This is a genomic window from Sphaerothrix gracilis Ecp01, assembly GCF_030405905.1.
In the GTDB taxonomy this organism is placed as follows: domain Bacteria; phylum Cyanobacteriota; class Cyanobacteriia; order Phormidesmidales; family Phormidesmidaceae; genus Sphaerothrix; species Sphaerothrix gracilis.
The window spans coordinates 248,801-266,578 of record NZ_JASATW010000004.1; the positions used below are offsets into that span (position 1 = coordinate 248,801).

The following is a 17,778-nucleotide window of genomic DNA, read 5'->3' on the forward strand; positions in this document are numbered from 1 at the left end:
CTAGGAGCCAAAATGGCACTAGCGCTAACACCCACTAGCCAGCCTTTTCCGGGAGAACATCTTGTAGCAGCGGCGCTAGCTCATCTTTGAGCTGACCGGCGCGAATAAACTCGGCATAGGTATCAGATTCGATTGCCAGCAGCTCTTCTCGGAGCTGTTCCGCCGCATATTCCTGCAGCTCTGGCTTGTTTTGCTGTAGCTGATCTAAACTTTCCTGCACCTCCTCTAGCTGACCTTCCACCAGCGCCATCTGATAGCGGCCAAACTCTGGCTCAATTTCCTGGCGGGTTTCTAAAGTACGCAGGCGATCGAGGACTCGATTAAGGGCTACCCGTCGTGCCACGAGCTGGGTATATTCCTGTCGTAGGGGCTGATCGCCCAGTAACCCTAGCCGCACTAGCAAAAATTTAGTCGTGAGTCCCTGGACGAGCAGGGTAAACAGCATAACCCCAAAGACGATGGCAATCACCTCGTCGCGTTCATTCGCTAGAACAACCGGCACGCTCAGCGCCAGCGCCACGGAAACCGATCCCCTGAGTCCGCCCCACCACAGAACGATCTGATTGCCGAGCGAAATGTCTTTGTCAATCATTCGATTGCTGATGAAGCCAAGCCCGAAAATACTGATGGCGCGCGTCACCGTGAGCAAAATAATCGCCGTGACGATAGAGTCTAAGTGCTCAATCAGGCCCTCAAAGCGTACCTGATCGCCAATTAGCAGGAAGACAATAGAGTTGACAAAAAAGGCCAGGAACTCCCAAAACTCTGAAACGACTAGCCGGGTGCGCGGATTCATGCCAATTCGCGAGCCAAAGTTGCCCAAAATCAGGCCGGTGGTGACTACGGCAATGACTCCAGAACCGCCCAGTTCTTCTGCGACCAGATACGTGCCATAGGCCGACACTAGGGTCAGTGACTGCTCCACTAAAGGCAAATCGAAGCGCTGGGTCAAGAAAGAAATGCCAAAGCCAATTAAAGCGCCAATACTGACCCCCACGCCGACAAAAACAAAAAACTGGGCCAGCGTCACCGAAATATCGAACTGCTCGATCCCTAAAGCAATGCCAATCAGCAGGTTGTAGGCCACTACAGCAACGCCGTCATTGAACAGGCTTTCCCCTTCCATTAGGGTTGTTAGCCGTTTGTCTACCCCCAGTTCACGAAACAGGGCCACTACGGAAACCGGATCGGTGGCCGACAGGCTAGCCCCGACAATGAGAGCGATCGCTAAAGAATCACCGGCAAACTGCCTCAGCCCCAGAACAATCCCGGCAATGCTGATAACGACGCCCAAAATGGCGTACAGCCCAATGGGTACAAAATCTCGCCTCAAATTAGCCCACTTGATATTCCAAGCTGCCTCGAACAGCAGCGGCGGCAAAAAGATGAAGAGGATTAGCTCCGGGGAAAGATTGACCAGCCGTACGTCTAAAATTGCGAGTCCTAAACCTACAACCAACAGCAACAGCGTATAGGGAATGTTGCGCAGCCAGCTAAACACCCGCGATAAGGTAGCGACCCCCAGAGACACTGACAGCACCAGCAAAAATTGCCGCAGGTTTTGTTCAATCGCCGCGTTTTCCAGCGTGGCTTCAACGGCTGCAAGAATAAGCATCGTTTTTCCCAGTTATTTTGAGGAGATTGCTAGCTAACAAAATACCTGTAAGCGTAGGTTTTGCCTACATCTAGTCGCTCTAAGCCGGAACCTGCTGCTGTTGGCGTAGCTTATCTGCCTGCGAAAGTAAGGACTCGGCAAAGGCGATCGCTTCCTGATGGGTCTGCCCGCCCGCCAGCTGGGCCAGCTCCTCCCGCCGTTCATCCAGGCTCAGGGGAGCTACCCGAACGACGGTGCGTTCCTGAGCTGCCTCGTCCGTTGCTTTGCTCTTACGAGATTTGCGCCGCTTCGTGTCTTTGTCCTCAGCAGAGTCAATCACCTGCTTGCCTACGCGAAAATGAGCGTCGGCCATCGCTGCCACAATCGGCTGGTGGGTGACGCAAAGGACTTGGTGGCTATGGCTGAGGTGATGCAGCTTCTCGGCGATCGCCTGGGCAACGCGCCCGGACACGCCCACATCGATTTCGTCAAACACCATCGTACTGACGCCATCAATTTCAGAAATGCAAACCTTCAGCGCCAGCAAAAAGCGGCTCATCTCGCCGCCAGAAGCAATTTCTGTCAGCGGCTGCAGCGGCTCACCAGGATTAGGGCTAAACAAGAACTGAATCTGATCGGCCCCCGTAGCTGACGGGGTGGCTGGGGCAATTTCCACCTGAAACTTGACTCGCTCCATAGCCAATGGCTTCAGCGTTTCTACCAGCCGCTTTTCTAAAAGCTTAGCGGCCTGCTGGCGGAGCTGAGTGAGCTGAGCACAGTCCGCCTCTAGCTGCTGCTGCCGCGCCTGATAGGTTTGCTCTAGCGCTTCAATGGACTGACCATCCCCATTGAGCAGCTCCAAGGAAGCCTGAATCTCCTGATAGTATTCCAGCAGTTCCGGTAAATCCCGCCCATATTTGCGGCAAAGCTGCTTGAGCTGGCTAATACGCTGATCAATAGCCTGCAAGCGCTCTGGATCGGTTTCAACCCCCTCGCCGTAGCTGTTGATCTGCCGACCCGCTTCTTCTACCTGGGTCATGGCATCACTGACAAGATCAATAATCGGCTCTACCTCTGGGTCAAACCGCAGCATGTCCGCCAGAATTGAGCTGGCCTTTCCAAGCAAATCGGCACAGGCTTCAACGCCGCCATCATTCTCATAGAGAATTTGATAGACCTGATAGCTCTGCTGCTGTAGCTCTACAGCATGGCTCAGCCGCTGGTGTTCCTGCTGTAGGTTGACCAGCTCATCTGCCTCCTCTAAGTTGGCAGCCCCCAGTTCCTGCCCCTGAAACTCAAACAGGTCAAGCTGCTGCTGCCGCTGCTGCTCGGCCTTGCGACGGCGATCGAGGGTCTGAAATGCGGCTGTTGCGGCTTGGTAGGACTGGCTAACGCGATCGCGCTGGGTGAGCAGTTTAGCGCCGCCAAAGCCGTCTAGCCAGTTTTGCTGTAGGTTAGTCGCCCCTAGCTGCATGGTTTGGCCCTGGGCCGTGATCTCTACCAGGCTAGGCTTCAAGACTTCTAGCTGCGGTTTGTTCACCACGACCCCGTTCAGCCGAGAGCGACTGCGAACAGCCCCACGGCTGGCCGTCAGCTCTCGACTACAAATCAAATACCCTTCTTCCGTCAGCGGAATTTCTTGCTGGGTCAGCCAATCTTGTAGCTCACCTGGAGGTCTAAAAGTGGCTTCTAAAAGCGCTTTCTTTTCGCCACTGCGAATCAGACGGCTAGAAGCCCGTCCGCCTAAGACTGCTTCAATCGCATCTAAAATGATTGACTTACCAGCGCCAGTTTCCCCTGTAAGCACGTTCAGACCGGGCTGGAGCGGCAGCGTTAGCTGGTCAATCAGCGCAAAGTTTTCAATTTTCAGGGAAACCAACATACTGAGCCTATTGCAAGTCGGGCGTGAGCGTTTTCTAGCAGCCACACTCTATGGTAAGCGGTTTACCTGTCAAATGTTGTCACGCTTCTCTATCGGTTAGCACATGAGGTTTCGACGGAAAAAGGATATTGTTACAATAGTTAACGGCATCTTATTTTTGATGCCTTCTCACTACGGCTAAGCGACTCTATGCGACCTGAGGCTATGAAATCAATGCCTACTTCCGACTTTGAAGTGACCACTGTGCCTGTTTCAGCAACAGATAGCACGCTTCAAGACAGTCTTTCTGAACCCGTTGCCGCTGTCGGTTCAGTCCCCTCTAAGCAGCCCCCGCGCTCAGCCCAGGTCGAACCCGTTGATTTACTGACGTACGATCCAGCCGCCATCGAGCAGCATTATGGGCGTCGTCCCTTCAAAGTTTTGAGGCGTCTAATAGGTATTCTCTGGCCTCTGCTGAGCTTCTACACCCAGGTTTGGCTCGATCAGCGCACGGGCAAGTCTCGACTCAATGAGCTGAAGCGAGCCGTTCAGCTACGAGAGTTACTGACCCGTTTAGGGCCTGCCTATATCAAAATTGGTCAGGCACTTTCAACTCGCCCCGATCTGGTACCGCCTACCTATTTAGATGAGTTTGCCAAGCTGCAAGACCAACTGCCGCCTTTTCCCAACGCGATCGCTTTTCACTTTATTGAGGAAGCTCTAGGGGCACCGCCAGAGGAGCTATACGCCGAAATTTCGCCTCAGCCCGTAGCGGCGGCTTCCTTAGGGCAAGTCTACAAGGGGCGTTTGAAGACGGGAGAAGCCGTAGCTATTAAGGTGCAGCGGCCCGGACTGGCCCAGCAGATTGCTGTCGATCTCTACATTCTGCGACAGATCTCCAAGCTGGCCGACAAGTATGTTTCTCGCGTGCGCAGCGATCTGACGGGCATTATGGACGAATTCGGCACGCGCATCTTTGAGGAGATGGACTATACCCATGAAGGTCGTAATGCCGAGCGTTTTGCCAAGCTGTACGGTCATCTGCGCGATATTTATGTGCCCGGTATTCACTGGGACTACACAGGCCGCCGGGTGTTGACAATGGAGTGGATTGAAGGCACGAAGCTAACCAATTTGGAGAAGCTGAGCGCTCAAGGAATTGATGCCAGCTACCTAATTGAGGTGGGAGTGCAGTGTTCGCTGCGACAGCTCTTAGAGCACGGCTTTTTCCACGCTGATCCCCACCCTGGCAACCTGCTGGCGACGGCAGACGGTCAGCTTGCCTACTTAGACTTCGGCATGATGAGCGAGGTCAAGCCCTATCAGCGCTATGGCCTCATTGAGGCCGTTGTTCACATGGTTAATCGGGACTTTGAGGGACTGGCTAATGACTATGTCAAGCTAGAGTTTCTCACACCCGATACAGACTTGACTCCTATCATTCCGGCCTTAGCCAGGGTCTTTAATAATGCTTTGGGAGCTAGCGTAGCTGAGCTGAACTTTAAGAGCATCACCGATGAGTTTTCGGCGCTGATGTATGAGTATCCTTTCCGAGTTCCGGCCTACTACGCCCTGATTATTCGCTCCCTGGTGACTTTGGAAGGTATTGCTATCAACGTTGATCCTGAATTTAAGGTGTTGAGCAAAGCCTATCCCTACATTTCTAAGCGGCTGCTGACCGATCCCGCCCCTGAACTGCGAGCGTCTCTCAATGATTTACTCTTTCGTGACGGCAACTTCCGCTGGAATCGGCTAGAAAACCTGCTGCGCAATGCTCGTAACAGTGACGACTATGACCTGAACAAGGCTCTCAATCAAACTCTGGAATTCCTCTTCTCAGAAAGGGGAGAATTTTTCCGCGATCGCATTGCCGATGAAGTCGTCCACCAGCTTGATCGCCTCGGCCAGGATCTGCTCCACAGCGTCAACTACGCCATCAAGAAAAACTTAGGGATCGCGACGGTTCCCGCGCCCGCTCCGGCCCCCTCCCAGTCGCAGAGCTTTGAGCACATTACCAACATTCTCGGCATCTTACGAGACACGCGCGGATTTGATGCCTCAATCTTGACCTCTGTGCTACCTCAGGTTTTGCTGAAGCCAGAAACCCGCGAAATGGGACAGCGCATTGTAGGCGGCTTAGCTCAGCGAGCCGCAGCTCGCCTAATTCGTGGCGTCCTGCTGACAGAGCCAGAGCCTGTGGCGGAGTCTAACGGCCATCGGCCCCCGCAGCTCTCCTTGCCCCCCGCGCAGACAGAGCGGTAGTCTATTCGGCTTTACCCCAACTAATCTGACTGAAGCCGGAGCTTCAGGGCTTGAATTTCGCTCTGGAGTGCCTGAATCTCATGGCGCTGAGTGACCATTTCTAGTTCTCGCGCCTTGAGTTCTGCAGCCGTTTGTTCTAGCTCTTCGCGATCTAGCTTCAGCTTCTTTTCCAGCTCTTGAATTTCGTCTCGACGGGCCAGCGTTTCCAACGCCCGACGGCTGACCTCTTGGTTCTGTAAGGTCAGGGACTGTCGCCACTGCTCTGCGCGCTCAACTTCCTGGTTGAGCGCATCTGGAGAGAGTCCTTTAGTCAAATACTGGCTAATCATCTCCAGCACCCACTCCGTGGCGTCTCTGACCTCCTCGATCTCTTTATGATCAGCTACCCACGATAGCTTCACAAGAATCAGGGCGCCTTCGTTAAAGGCGATTATCTTATCGGTTTTTAAAGGGCTGGCTGCTGGCATCAGTTCCCAGGTATGTTCTGAAATCTGACGGGCCAGTATCTCCAGTTCAGCCCCCCCGATAAAGGCTTTTTTCAAAACTCTGGCGAGGTGTTGCATGGCGCAGCTAATGCATAGCTATACAGCTAGGGTACACGCTCAGCCTGACTTTCATGCAGTTTGTCTCAAAGGGGGCTTCTCCGCAGAATCACCAATGTGCCAAAAAAATGACAGGCACAGTCATTGGCCTATGGGTTTGGCGATCGCCTTATAAAAAGCTTAAGAACGCTTTGCGTTACTTACTGAGATGACCCAAGTGAACACTCGGTGACGAGTCTCACCATTTCAGGGTGACATACCCGAAAAGCACAATCAGTTGAATAAAGGAATTATGAGTCTTACTTACACAACGACTTATTCCCCTGATACTTCTCTCCCTACGCCTGTTCAGTTGCCTCCTGAGCAGCTTTCCAACCTCGATCTTGTGCTTCGGTGTCAGTGCAGTCGTCGCCCTGATAAGGTCGCCTTTGCAGAGCTGCTAAAGCGCTATCAGTCACATGTAGAGCGACTCCTTTACCATCTCGCCCCCGATTGGTCAGACCGCGCTGACCTGGCCCAAGAAGTTTGGATTCGAGTCTATCGAAATATTCGTCGTCTTAATGAACCTGTCAAGTTCAAAGGCTGGCTGGGTCGCATCACCACCAACCTGTTTTATGACGAGCTGCGTAAGCGTAAGCGCGTCCGCACCATGCTTTCGCTTGACGCCCCCCGCACCCTGGAAGACGGTGAAGTTGATTGGGAACTACCAGCCGACTTACCCAGCCCGGTAGATGACATGCTGAGCCGGGAATTCTACGACCAGCTTAAGCTAGCCATCGCTGAGCTACCTGAAGCCTTTCGTACCACTATTGTGCTGCGAGAAATTCAGGGACTGGCTTACGAAGAGATTGCTGATATCACTGGCGTTTCGCTGGGAACAGTAAAATCTCGGATTGCCCGTGCCCGCCAGCGGCTGCAAGGGGAACTTCAGCCCTATCTGGAGGGTCAGACATTTAAATAACTCATTGAACTGGGTCGGTTAGGTGCAGAAATCTCTATCATCCGAGGGGGTATCTTATCTAGATAATTCCTCTTATGATTACGAATAGACTATCTGAGGAATCTGGCTTATCCAATTCCTCAATATTTTTTTTGCATTGGTTTCTGCATTTTGCTCAGTCTGATATTTTTTCGATATCCGCTCTGAGATGACTTTGAACATCAATCAGCCCGTCTCCATGCAATCTCCTGTGTCTCACCCCCTTTCCTTCGCCCCCAAGCGCCGTCAGGCTTTCGGTGATTTAGACGCTGTTAAACGCGATCGCTTTGAGCTATTGAGTGCCTACCTCGACGGTGAAGTGACGCCGGATGAGCGTCGGCAGATCAATCGCTGGCTGGCAGATGATCCAGGGGCACAGTGCCTCTACAATCGTTTGCTGAAGCTCCGGCAGGGAATTCAAACTTTGCCGGTACCCACTGCCGAAGTCTCTGTCGAGCAAACCCTGTCCTGCGTGCTGCAGCGGGTGGGGCAGCGAATTCGCCTGCTGGCTTTAGCGGGTGCCGGAACCGCAGCCGTTTTGGTGTTAGGCGGTATTTCTGGTGTATTAGAGGGGCGTCCAGGCTTGTTTAAGCTGGCCCAACTGGCTTCGCCTGCTGCCGAAGACGCCGTACTAGAGGTGGCTTTAGACGAACCCATTATTGAAATTCCCAAGTCGGCAGTAGCGCCCGCCACTTTCTCCGAATAGGGTGGTTGCAGCCATGTTTCATCAGAGATTGGGTGACTTTTTGGATTAAAGTTACCCAATTTTTGCTATGGGGGCGGCTGCACTCCGACAATCATTGATAATAATAGCTACTGTTGATGCAGGGATGAGTAAGGCATGATGCAGCATTTTCGGGTAGGGTTGCGGCAGCTAGCTAGAGTTGGTCTAGCTGCCTGTCTGGTGGGGTTGACGCTGTGCTTAAGCAGTTTTCCCGCTTGGGCTCAAGACAATATGGTGGACTATACCCTCACCGATCTGAGTTATCGAGATTTTTCTAGTAAAAATTTGGAAGGGACTTCTTTCGCGGGGGCAGAAGTACGTCGGGCTGACTTTAAAGGGGCCAATCTAAAGGGCACAATCTTGACTAAAGCCTCTTTTCTAGAAACTGACCTAAGTGGGGCCAACTTGTCTGGAGCGTTTGCCGATCGCGTTGTGTTTGACGGTGCCAACTTCACTGACGCTCTCTTCACCGACGCGATCGCCACTAGCAGCACCTTCACTGACGCTGTGATTCAGGGGGCTGACTTTTCTAACACTATTCTGGATCGCTACCAGATTGCTCAAATGTGTGACTACGCTGACGGCATCAATTCGGTGACAGGGATTGCCACCCGTGATAGCTTAGGTTGCCGCTAGACTTCCCCAATATGCACAACTCCGTGTGGCGACAGATTACATTTGATAGCTTTGCCCTGCACCAATGGCGCGAAGTCAGCTATCTCCATCGCCTGCTCAATCCGTTTCGGCAGTGGCGGCAGGCTAGCTGGCTCCTGCAGCGGGCAGATGAAATTGGTCTGGTGCTAGCGGCTTTGATTTTTGCCTTAGCGCCTTATGTCTCTACAACTCTGATTGGGGTACTTTTAATCGCCTGCGCTAGCTTTTGGCTGCTGCTGACAATCTCGGATGAGGCGGGTAAAGGACTGACCCCCGTCCATCTAGCAGTCATTCTGTATTGGGGTGTGATGGTGCTGGCGACGGCTCTCTCCCCGGTCAAGGTGGCAGCAATCAAAGGACTGATCAAGCTCAGCTTGAATCTGCTGCTGTTTTTGCTGATGGCGCGAACGGTGCGGCGACCCCGGTTGCGAACCGGGCTGATTGCCGTTTATTTGCTCTCAGCGCTGATCGTTTCGGTCTATGGTCTTAGACAGTGGTTTTTTGGCGCAGAAGCGCTGGCGACCTGGGTTGATCCCACTTCGTCGCTGGCGGGTACCACCCGCGTCTATAGCTATTTGGGCAATCCCAATTTGCTGGCAGCTTACTTAATTCCGGCGGTGATGCTAAGCGCGGCGGCGGTATTTGCTTGGCCGCGCTGGGTGCCAAAGCTGCTGGCAGGCGTCATGGTGGGGGTCAACACGGTCTGCCTGATGCTGACGTTTAGCCGGGGCGGCTGGATTGGCTTTGTGGCGGCAGGCTTTGTCTTGTTGGTGCTGTTTGTCTACTGGTGGAGCATAGGATTTAATTCGTTTTGGCGGCGCTGGGCTTTACCCGCTTTTATTGGGGGGGCGGCTGCCTTTGTCGTCGTCGCGGTGCTGGCGCTGGAGCCGCTGCGATCGCGCGTGGCCAGCATCTTTGTTGGTCGTCAAGACAGCAGCAATAACTTCCGCCTCAATGTCTGGGCGGCGGTGATTGACATGATCCGCGATCGCCCCATTCTGGGGATTGGTCCCGGCAACGACGCTTTCAACCAGGTTTATCCTCTCTATCAGCGGCCTCGTTACACGGCATTAAGCGCCTATTCTGTATTTCTAGAAACTGCTGTAGAGGCCGGACTGATTGGCTTCTGCGCTTTCCTGTGGCTGCTGGTGGTCGCTGTGACTCAGGGACTGATGCAGCTGCGCAGGCTACGGCAGGTCGCCGACGTTCAGGGCTACTGGCTGATGGCGGCGATCGCTGCGCAGACAGGACTTTTGACCCACGGCCTCGTAGATACGGTTTGGTATCGACCGCAGGTTAGCACGCTCTGGTGGCTGACGATGGCTATTATAGCTAGCTACTATGTCGCCGGTTCCCCTAAAGCCTGGAAGCTGAAAGCTGAGTGACCCTATTTGGGCCGCGATCGCCAACCGCGTTTGCCCAGCCAAAACAGCAAACTAACGCCAGAAATGATTCCCAGCCAGCGGAAGCTGCTGGCTACAGTGGTAACTGGCAAATGCATGGCTAAATAGCGCTGATCGGCCGCCAGATACGCTTCTGTCATGCGGGCAATATCAGCAGTTTCAACAGCTGCGATCGCCTCAGAATAATCTGGAATAGAACTGCTCTTTGATGTGGGATTGACCCAGTTAGCTAGCCAGGCGGCGCGTCTAAAGTTGTCTTCGAGTCTGAGAGCTAATTTTCCCTGGAGGGCGGCTTTAGCATCGTCCAGTCGGAGATCGTCTAGATCGCCAGCTTGAAGCTGATCGAGCTGATGATGAATAATGTCTGCAATCTTGGGCCAGTGACGGCGTTGCGATCGCGCCTCGATAGAAAAATATCCCGTATCTATGAAAGGAAAATTATAGACTTGAACGCTGTAGATCAGTCCGTGCCTTGAGCGAATCTCTTCCATCAAAACCTGACGCAGCAGCTCGCTGAGGACTTCAAAGCTCCAGTAATCCTCATGGTGATATCCCACCGTGGGGGCAACGACTCGCAGCTTGACCTGATTGGTAATTTCTGGCCCTCGAACCACAATGCGGCGATCGCTGTCTGCCACTGGAGAGGCAGGCGCTTCGAGCAGTTTTGGGGTTGCATCTGCCTGCCAGTGGGAAAAATGCCGCTGCACTTGGGCAATCATCTGCTCTGATTCAACGTTGCCAACGGCAATCAAAGTGACATTACTAGGGACATAGTGAGCTTGGTGATAGTCAACTAGCTGTGCCCGGTCAATGGCATCCAGAGACTGATCCTCTCCAATAATCTGTAAGTTCAGAGAGGAGTCTGGAAACAGGGTTCTCCGAATATGCCAGTTTAGGTTATAGCCTAGCCCTAGATGATTTAGCTGATTCACAAGCCAGCCATAGCGCCCCCACTTCTCCTGAAAGATAACGGCTCGCTCGCGGTCAACTTTGTCTTTGGGGAAGGTGGGATGAGTCAAAATTTGCCCTAGCCACTCTAAAGCAATGCCGAGATCCTGAGCGGCCAAATGCGCGTAGTAGACAGTTTGCTCATAGCTAGTCCAGGCGTTCCACTGCCCCCCCCGGCGCGTAATCATGCGCTTGATGGCTTGCTCTGACAAATCTTCCGTTCCCGTAAACACCATGTGTTCTACGAAATGGGAAATACCGTTATTTTCTGCAGACTCATATCGAGAGCCCACATTAACAACGGCTAGAACGGCTACGGATTGGCTGCCAGGGCGTGGTTCATGCCAAATTTCTAAACCATTTTTAAGGCGATATCGGTCTACCCCAGAGCTTTCTTTGTCTGCGATATTGGCGACTTCAGCGACAGAAGGCATGGCGATTAGAAAGGACGTGAGCGGCACAAAAATGGACACTGGTAGGCGAAATCCCAACGATGAGTCCTCCAAGCTAGGTGTTAAATCCTTATGATGACTATAGTTCTGGCGATCGCGCTCTGCCTTTCATTTTTCCTTAGACTTGATGCTGCCCCCTGAAATCAAAAATCTGACTGAGCCGACATCCGTTGCCCTAGCCCAGCGGATGCAAACGGCTGAGATTGAGACGCCCTTGGCCCAACAACCGATTCCTACTGCCTATGCCTGTCAGGGAACCGGGGAACCGCCAATTTTACTGCTGTCTGGATTTGACAGTTCGCTGCTAGAGTTTCGGCGGTTGCTGCCGCTGCTGGCAAGGGAGCATCAGACCTGGGCCGTAGATATGCTGGGCTTTGGCTTTAGCGATCGCACCCTCAGTCCTACCTTCAGCCCCGGCGCGATCAAACTGCATCTCTACAGCACTTGGCAGCAACTGATTCAGCGTCCCGTGATCCTGGTAGGCGCTTCTATGGGCGGAGCCGCCGCGATTGATTTTGCCCTCACCTATCCCGACTGTGTTGAAAAGCTGGTGCTGCTGGACAGCGCTGGCTTTGCCGCTGGTCCGGCAATGGGCCAGCTGATGTTCCCGCCCCTCGATCGCTGGGCCACAGCTTTTCTCAAAAACCCGGCAGTGCGACGGCAGATTAGCCGACAGGCTTACTGCGATCGCAGCTTTGTGACGCCTGATGCTGAGCTGTGTGCTGCCTTACATACCCAAGTGCCGCAGTGGCGTGAGGCTTTGATCGCCTTCACTAAGAGCGGCGGCTATAACTTTCTCGGCCAAAAGATTAGTCAGATTGCGCTCCCTACCCTCATCGTGTGGGGTGAGCAGGATCGAATTTTGGGGACAAAAGATGCCGCTCGCTTTCAGCAGGCGATCGCTCAGAGTCAGCTCGTTTGGATCCCTAAATGTGGTCATGTTCCCCATTTAGAAAAACCTGACTTGACGGCTGAGGCTATCCTCGCCTTCACGGCTGTGCCCTCAACCTGATAGATCGCAGATTTTTCCTTCCAGAAATAGAAGGATAGACGCTAACATCTGACGGTATAACCCGGTGTTAAGCCACCGACCTCCTGAAAAGTAATCACTGGACGAGGTAAGTCAAGGAAATGGGCATTTCGATTGATGTTGACAGCCAAAATTTTGAGACTGAAGTGCTGGTGCAGTCCCACGACCAGCCTGTTGTCGTTGATTTCTATGCCACCTGGTGCGGCCCCTGCCAGATGCTCAAGCCAATGCTGGAGAAGCTGGTAGCAGAATACGATTTTGTACTCGCCAAGGTAGATATTGATCAAAATGCAGACTTAGCCAACACCTATGGTGTTGAGGGTGTACCTGACGTCAAGATTTTGGTTGAAGGACAAGTGGTGGACGGCTTTGTGGGAGTCTTGCCGGAGGCTCAGATTCGAGAGCATTTGGCCAAACTGGGGTTGGAGTCTGAGCTAGAGCGGGGGTTAAACACAATCGTGACGGCCCAGACTGCTGGGGACACGGAAACCGCAAAGCGTCAGTTTGCCGCATTGATGGAGCGCTACCCCGAAGATCAACGGCTGATTCTAGCCGGAGTCCGCTTTTTGATGGAGCAGGGCAGCTATGATTCCGCCACTAAGCTGCTAAGCGCGATCCAGCCCGCCGATCCTGAGTACCGCGAAGCGGTAGGACTGCAGGGCATGATTCAGCTACAGCAGGCGATCGCTGAGGTCAAGCCTGAGACTGAACTAGATCAGATCTATATCCAGGGTGCCCAAGCCGCGATCGCCCAAGAGTACGAAACGGCGCTGGGTCATTTTCTAGAAGTTGTAGAAAGCGATCGCCGCTACCGCGAGGATGGGGGGCGTAAGGCTATGATTACGCTGTTTAGCTTGCTAGGAGATCAAGATCCGCTTACAAAAAACTATCGACAGCGACTGATGCAGGCTCTCTATTGAGCCAGATATTCAACAGAACATCAAAGCAAAATTATTTATCAGGGTACATTGGTAGAGAGCTGAAATTGATATTTTGAAATTCGAGCGGCTGGCTGAAGCAGCATTTTTGCTAACTGTTTAGCTTATGCGATCGCTGCTTCGATTGTAGATTCAGGGCCGATCATAAGCATTTTCAAGCTGGTTTTAATTCTTCGTTGAGCATCGACTCCTATGGCATCCTCCAACTCTAGTAGCATGCTGGCGGCGCTTTCCCAGGTTAACCACCAGGCAACTCTGACGAATAAAGTTCGAGACTTGCCAACCCATCAGTTCGTAGATCTGCTGGATCAAATTACTGAGGAATTTGAGCATTTTCTCAGGGCGATCGACATGATCAACAACGAAGCCCTAGAAACCATGCTAGAGCAGATCTTGGAAGCCTTTACCCTCAAAATTGGTCAAATACTCGCTGCTGAGCGCACCACCATCTTTATGGTGGACAACGGTAAGCAGGAGCTATGGTCCAAAATTGCTTCCGGGGACAGCGACCAAAAGCTAGAAATCCGGGTGTCGATGCATAAGGGCATTGCCGGACATGTTGCCAGTACGGGCGAATACCTCAACATTCCAGACGCCTACGAAGATGACCGCTTCGACTCCAGCATCGATCGCAAGACGGGCTATCGTACGCGCAATATTCTCTGTATGCCTGTGTTCAGCAGCCGCAACAACGTGGTGGCCGTTGTGCAACTGCTCAATAAGCTAGGGCAGCAGCCTTTTGATGCTCAAGACGAACAGAACTTCCGCGAATTTGCTTCTTCAATCGGCGTCATCTTAGAAAGCTGCAATTCCTTTTATATTGCCGCGCGGAACCAAAAGGGGGTATCTGCGCTGCTGAAGGCAATTTCTTCCCTAGAGCAAAGCCTGGATCTAGAAAAGACGCTGCAGTCAGTCATGGCAGAAGCCAGAGGTCTGATGCAGGCCGATCGCAGTACCCTCTGGATTGTAGACGATGAAAAGCATGAGCTGTGGTCTAAGGTCAAAACAGGGGACAACCGGGGCATGATGGAGCTGCGCCAGCAGGCTGACAAAGGTATTGTCGGCTATGTGGCTTCAACCGGGACGCAGCTCAATATTCCAGATGCTTACGAAGATCCTCGTTTTGATCCCACTGCTGACCAAAAAACAGGCTACAAAACCCGCAATATCCTCTGTATGCCCGTTTTCGACTCGTCCGGGCAGCTAATTGGCGTCACTCAGTTGATCAACAAGCACAAAGGCAACTTTACCAGCCTAGACGAAGAGTTCATGCGGGCTTTCAACATTCAGGCGGGTATTGCGCTAGAAAACGCCAAGCTGTTTGAAAGTGTCCTGGTAGAAAAACAGTATCAGAAAGACATTCTGCAAAGCCTCTCTGATGCCGTGATTTCCACTGATTTAGAAGGACGTATTGTCACTATCAACGAGGCCGCCCTAGAACTGCTCGGCTGTCCAACCGACGAGGCGATCGCCAAAAACTGTAAGCTCTTTTGGGAGGAGAAGCTGCGGCGGCGGGCTGTTTGGGAGGTGATTCCCTTAGAAAACCTCAAGTTTCGTCTAGAAGACAGCTTGAAAAACGGGGCCAAGCACTACGTCCCAGAGCAGAGCCTTGGCTTAGCTCTTTACAATCATGGAGACCTGCCGACTCAGCTCGCCATTCCCACGTCAGAAAAAGAACATGATTTTCTACTGTGGGGAGTGCCTGATTCTGTATCCATAGCTCGTGACCAAGTGAAGCCCATAGAGCGCAGCCTCAACCTGACGGTCAATCCCCTCACCAATCCTGAAGGCAAAGTTTTGGGTGGACTGCTGGTGCTAGAAGATATTAGTCAGGAAAAGCGGATGAAAACGACGCTTTACCGCTACATGACGCCGGGCGTCGCCGAGCGAGTGATGCAGCTAGGTGAAGACTCGCTGATGGTGGGCGAGCGGCGCGAGGTGACGGTGCTGTTCTCCGATATTCGCGGCTATACGACGCTGACGGAAAACCTAGAAGCCTCTCAAGTGGTCTCCCTGCTCAACGACTACTTTGAAACTATGGTCGAGGCGGTGTTTGCCTATGAGGGCACGCTGGATAAGTTTATCGGTGATGCCTTGATGGCAGTGTTTGGGGCGCCGTTGCCGCTGGAAAATCATGCTTGGGGCGCTATTCAGTCAGCTTTGGATATGCGGCGACGACTGGAACGCTTTAACCACGATCGCATCAGCAAGCAGCTACCGGATATTCGCATTGGTATTGGCATTAGCTCTGGGGAAGTGGTTTCCGGCAATATTGGCTCTCAGAAAAAAATGGAGTACACGGTGATTGGCGACGGGGTCAATCTCAGCTCCCGGCTGGAGGGCATTACCAAGCAGTATGGCTGCGATATTGTCATTAGCGAGCACACCTACGAGCTGTGCAAAGCCCAGATTTGGGTGCGCGAACTCGATCGCATCCGGGTCAAGGGCAAAAACGAGCCTGTGCGCATCTACGAGCTAATTGATCATCGCCAAAACGATCTTTCGGCCAAACGTCAGGAGCTGCTGGATATTTACCAAGAAGCTCGCTATCACTATATCAACCGCGAGTTTGAGCAGGCACAGCAACGCTTTCAGCAGGCCCAAGACATTGCTCCTCATGACGGAGCCGTTACGGAGCACCTCCGCCGCATTCGCGAATACATGAGCGATCCCAGTAAGCGACCTGAAGCCGGGTGGGACGGAGTTTACACCATGACAACTAAGTAAATTGCTTCAGCCGAATTGAAGCTTGGGGCTAGAGACTGAGCTTCTCATGGCATCATTGCCGCTTCAATCGTCAGACTTGACTGGCTTTTGCGGTAGCCAACTGAAGATTTGTGCTGCGGTGAGAATTAAATTTATTTCAGGCAGCACGGGCATAGTATCAGTTCCGGTCAGAAGCGCTAGCGGGCGATCGCGCCAAAAGGCCATTGCTATTCTTTCTTCAGCGTCTAGCAGCCAGCCCAACTGACTACCTGCTCGTAAGCAGGCTTGAATTTTAGCAATTACTTTAGTTGCACTTTGATCGGGAGATAGAATCTCAATCATCCAGTCGGGAGCGCCCTCAATAGCAGAATTAGTCATCGGTATCCGGCTGTGATGAATAACGGTAATATCCGGTACAACTGAATTCTGACCCAGAAGGCATCGCAATTCGGGAAAGGCTTTATAAGCACTACTGGCCTGATCGATCGCAGCCACCAGTCGCTTTTGTAAGCGGCTGTGATAAAAGGCTGGCACTGGTTTTTGGTGAGGCACTCCATCTATTAGTTCCCAAGCAGGCGCAGCCTCAATTTCTGGAAGCTGTAGAAAGTCGGAGAGCGTCAGCGATCGCCCTGCAAGTGTCATAGCAAGTCTCTTCAGCTTTAGGAGTCCAGTATAGCCAGCGTTTGCAGTGTTTGATGCGTAGCTGAAACTGAGAGAATTGGCATTCTCTAGAGACTTAGGTTAACTAAAGTCCGGGATGCGGGGGTGATATCCTGAGGTCTTGTCACGCCATTAGAATAATGAGATTGACTAAAATCCCCCCTGCGTTATGAAAACGACCCAAAAGCTCTACGAGGGCAAAGCCAAAATCCTCTATGCCACGGAGGATGATCAGGTGCTAATCTCCCATTTCAAAGATGATGCCACCGCCTTTAATGCCCAAAAGCGAGGCACCATTGCCGACAAAGGCCGGATGAACTGCGCTATTTCAACCCATCTGTTTCGGCTGCTAGAAGCCAACGGCATTGCTACCCACTGGATTGATACCCCCAGCGATCGCGACATGCGGGTCAAGGCCGTCAAAATTCTGCCGCTGGAAGTGGTCGTTCGCAACATCGCCGCAGGGAGTCTTTGCCGCGAAACAGGCTTAGCGCTGGGTACTGCCCTCGAACCGCCGCTGGTCGAGTTTTACTACAAGAATGATGACTTAGGCGATCCGCTGCTGACCCGCGATCGCCTGCGACTGCTCAACCTAGCCACGCCAGAACAGATCGACCAGCTCATGCGGCTAGCCCTGCAGATCAATCGCATCCTGCAGGACTTCTTTCAGCAGTGTGAGATTATCCTGGTGGACTTCAAGCTGGAGTTTGGCTTAGACCCGCAGCAAGCTTTACTCCTAGCTGATGAGATTAGTCCCGATACCTGCCGTCTGTGGAACCAGGCTGAAGCAGATACCCGCCGCCGAATCATGGATAAAGATCGCTTTCGCCAAGATTTAGGTGACGTGGAAACAGCCTATCAAACAGTGCTAGCCAGAGTAGTGGCACAGTCATCTAAGTTTTAGCTTCAGGGAGTGCGGTAGAATTTGTCCGATTGCTGAGAACTTTATAGTTAAGTCAATATTGGTGTGCTCTCCTAAATTCAGGAGAGCTGCGGTGTGTGGAGTTTTTTAAGTCGAGTAACTG

At 52.6% G+C, this 17,778-nt stretch carries 14 protein-coding genes; 9 read left to right on the top strand and 5 right to left on the bottom strand.

Annotated features, from left to right (window positions below; translation table 11 throughout):
* Positions 1-34: 34 nt before the first annotated feature.
* Together QJQ48_RS06180 and recN are read right to left on the bottom strand one after the other, a co-directional pair.
* Positions 35-1,615 carry a cation:proton antiporter gene (locus tag QJQ48_RS06180; RefSeq protein WP_346290329.1) on the bottom strand — a complete coding sequence of 527 codons (1,581 nt, stop codon included), beginning with the start codon at positions 1,613-1,615 and terminating at the stop codon, positions 35-37.
* Positions 1,616-1,694: 79 nt separating this feature from the next.
* A complete protein-coding gene (gene recN, locus QJQ48_RS06185; RefSeq protein WP_346290330.1) occupies positions 1,695-3,476 on the bottom strand; it encodes a DNA repair protein RecN in 1,782 nt (593 codons plus the stop codon).
* 204 nt (positions 3,477-3,680) lie between these two features.
* Here recN and QJQ48_RS06190 point away from each other — a divergent pair, with 204 nt between their 5' ends.
* Complete coding sequence (locus tag QJQ48_RS06190; protein WP_428843028.1) at positions 3,681-5,717, top strand: ABC1 kinase family protein; 2,037 nt, start codon at positions 3,681-3,683, stop codon at positions 5,715-5,717.
* A gap of 20 nt (positions 5,718-5,737) precedes the next feature.
* Here QJQ48_RS06190 and QJQ48_RS06195 read toward each other — a convergent pair whose 3' ends face one another.
* A complete protein-coding gene (locus tag QJQ48_RS06195) occupies positions 5,738-6,280 on the bottom strand; it encodes a hypothetical protein (protein ID WP_346290332.1) in 543 nt (180 codons plus the stop codon).
* Between the two features lie 271 nt (positions 6,281-6,551).
* Here QJQ48_RS06195 and QJQ48_RS06200 point away from each other — a divergent pair, with 271 nt between their 5' ends.
* From QJQ48_RS06200 to QJQ48_RS06215, 4 genes are all read left to right on the top strand, one after another.
* Positions 6,552-7,220, top strand: coding sequence for a sigma-70 family RNA polymerase sigma factor (locus QJQ48_RS06200; RefSeq protein WP_346290333.1), 669 nt, complete (start codon positions 6,552-6,554; stop codon positions 7,218-7,220).
* 217 nt (positions 7,221-7,437) lie between these two features.
* The gene (locus QJQ48_RS06205; protein WP_346290334.1) at positions 7,438-7,944 is read left to right on the top strand and encodes an anti-sigma factor family protein; all 507 of its coding nucleotides are present in this window, start codon (positions 7,438-7,440) and stop codon (positions 7,942-7,944) included.
* Between the two features lie 135 nt (positions 7,945-8,079).
* On the top strand, positions 8,080-8,598 hold the full coding sequence (locus QJQ48_RS06210; RefSeq protein ID WP_346290335.1) for a pentapeptide repeat-containing protein: 519 nt from the start codon (positions 8,080-8,082) through the stop codon (positions 8,596-8,598).
* A gap of 11 nt (positions 8,599-8,609) precedes the next feature.
* Positions 8,610-10,001, top strand: coding sequence for an IctB family putative bicarbonate transporter (locus QJQ48_RS06215; RefSeq protein ID WP_346290336.1), 1,392 nt, complete (start codon positions 8,610-8,612; stop codon positions 9,999-10,001).
* Between the two features lie 2 nt (positions 10,002-10,003).
* Here QJQ48_RS06215 and QJQ48_RS06220 read toward each other — a convergent pair whose 3' ends face one another.
* Positions 10,004-11,401, bottom strand: a complete 1,398-nt coding sequence (locus QJQ48_RS06220; protein ID WP_346290337.1) for a M16 family metallopeptidase — start codon at positions 11,399-11,401, stop codon at positions 10,004-10,006.
* A gap of 145 nt (positions 11,402-11,546) precedes the next feature.
* Between QJQ48_RS06220 and QJQ48_RS06225 the strand changes: the two genes are divergently transcribed.
* From QJQ48_RS06225 to QJQ48_RS06235, 3 genes are all read left to right on the top strand, one after another.
* The gene (locus tag QJQ48_RS06225; RefSeq protein ID WP_346290338.1) at positions 11,547-12,431 is read left to right on the top strand and encodes an alpha/beta fold hydrolase; all 885 of its coding nucleotides are present in this window, start codon (positions 11,547-11,549) and stop codon (positions 12,429-12,431) included.
* 119 nt (positions 12,432-12,550) lie between these two features.
* Entirely contained in the window at positions 12,551-13,369 is an 819-nt protein-coding gene (locus QJQ48_RS06230; RefSeq protein ID WP_346290339.1) for a tetratricopeptide repeat protein, read from the top strand.
* A gap of 210 nt (positions 13,370-13,579) precedes the next feature.
* Positions 13,580-16,114: a GAF domain-containing protein gene (locus tag QJQ48_RS06235; protein WP_346290340.1), complete on the top strand. Its 2,535-nt coding sequence runs from the start codon at positions 13,580-13,582 to the stop codon at positions 16,112-16,114.
* Positions 16,115-16,177: 63 nt separating this feature from the next.
* Here QJQ48_RS06235 and QJQ48_RS06240 read toward each other — a convergent pair whose 3' ends face one another.
* A complete protein-coding gene (locus QJQ48_RS06240) occupies positions 16,178-16,735 on the bottom strand; it encodes a Uma2 family endonuclease (protein ID WP_346290341.1) in 558 nt (185 codons plus the stop codon).
* A gap of 187 nt (positions 16,736-16,922) precedes the next feature.
* Between QJQ48_RS06240 and purC the strand changes: the two genes are divergently transcribed.
* A complete protein-coding gene (gene purC, locus QJQ48_RS06245; RefSeq protein ID WP_346290342.1) occupies positions 16,923-17,657 on the top strand; it encodes a phosphoribosylaminoimidazolesuccinocarboxamide synthase in 735 nt (244 codons plus the stop codon).
* Positions 17,658-17,778 lie beyond the last annotated feature (121 nt).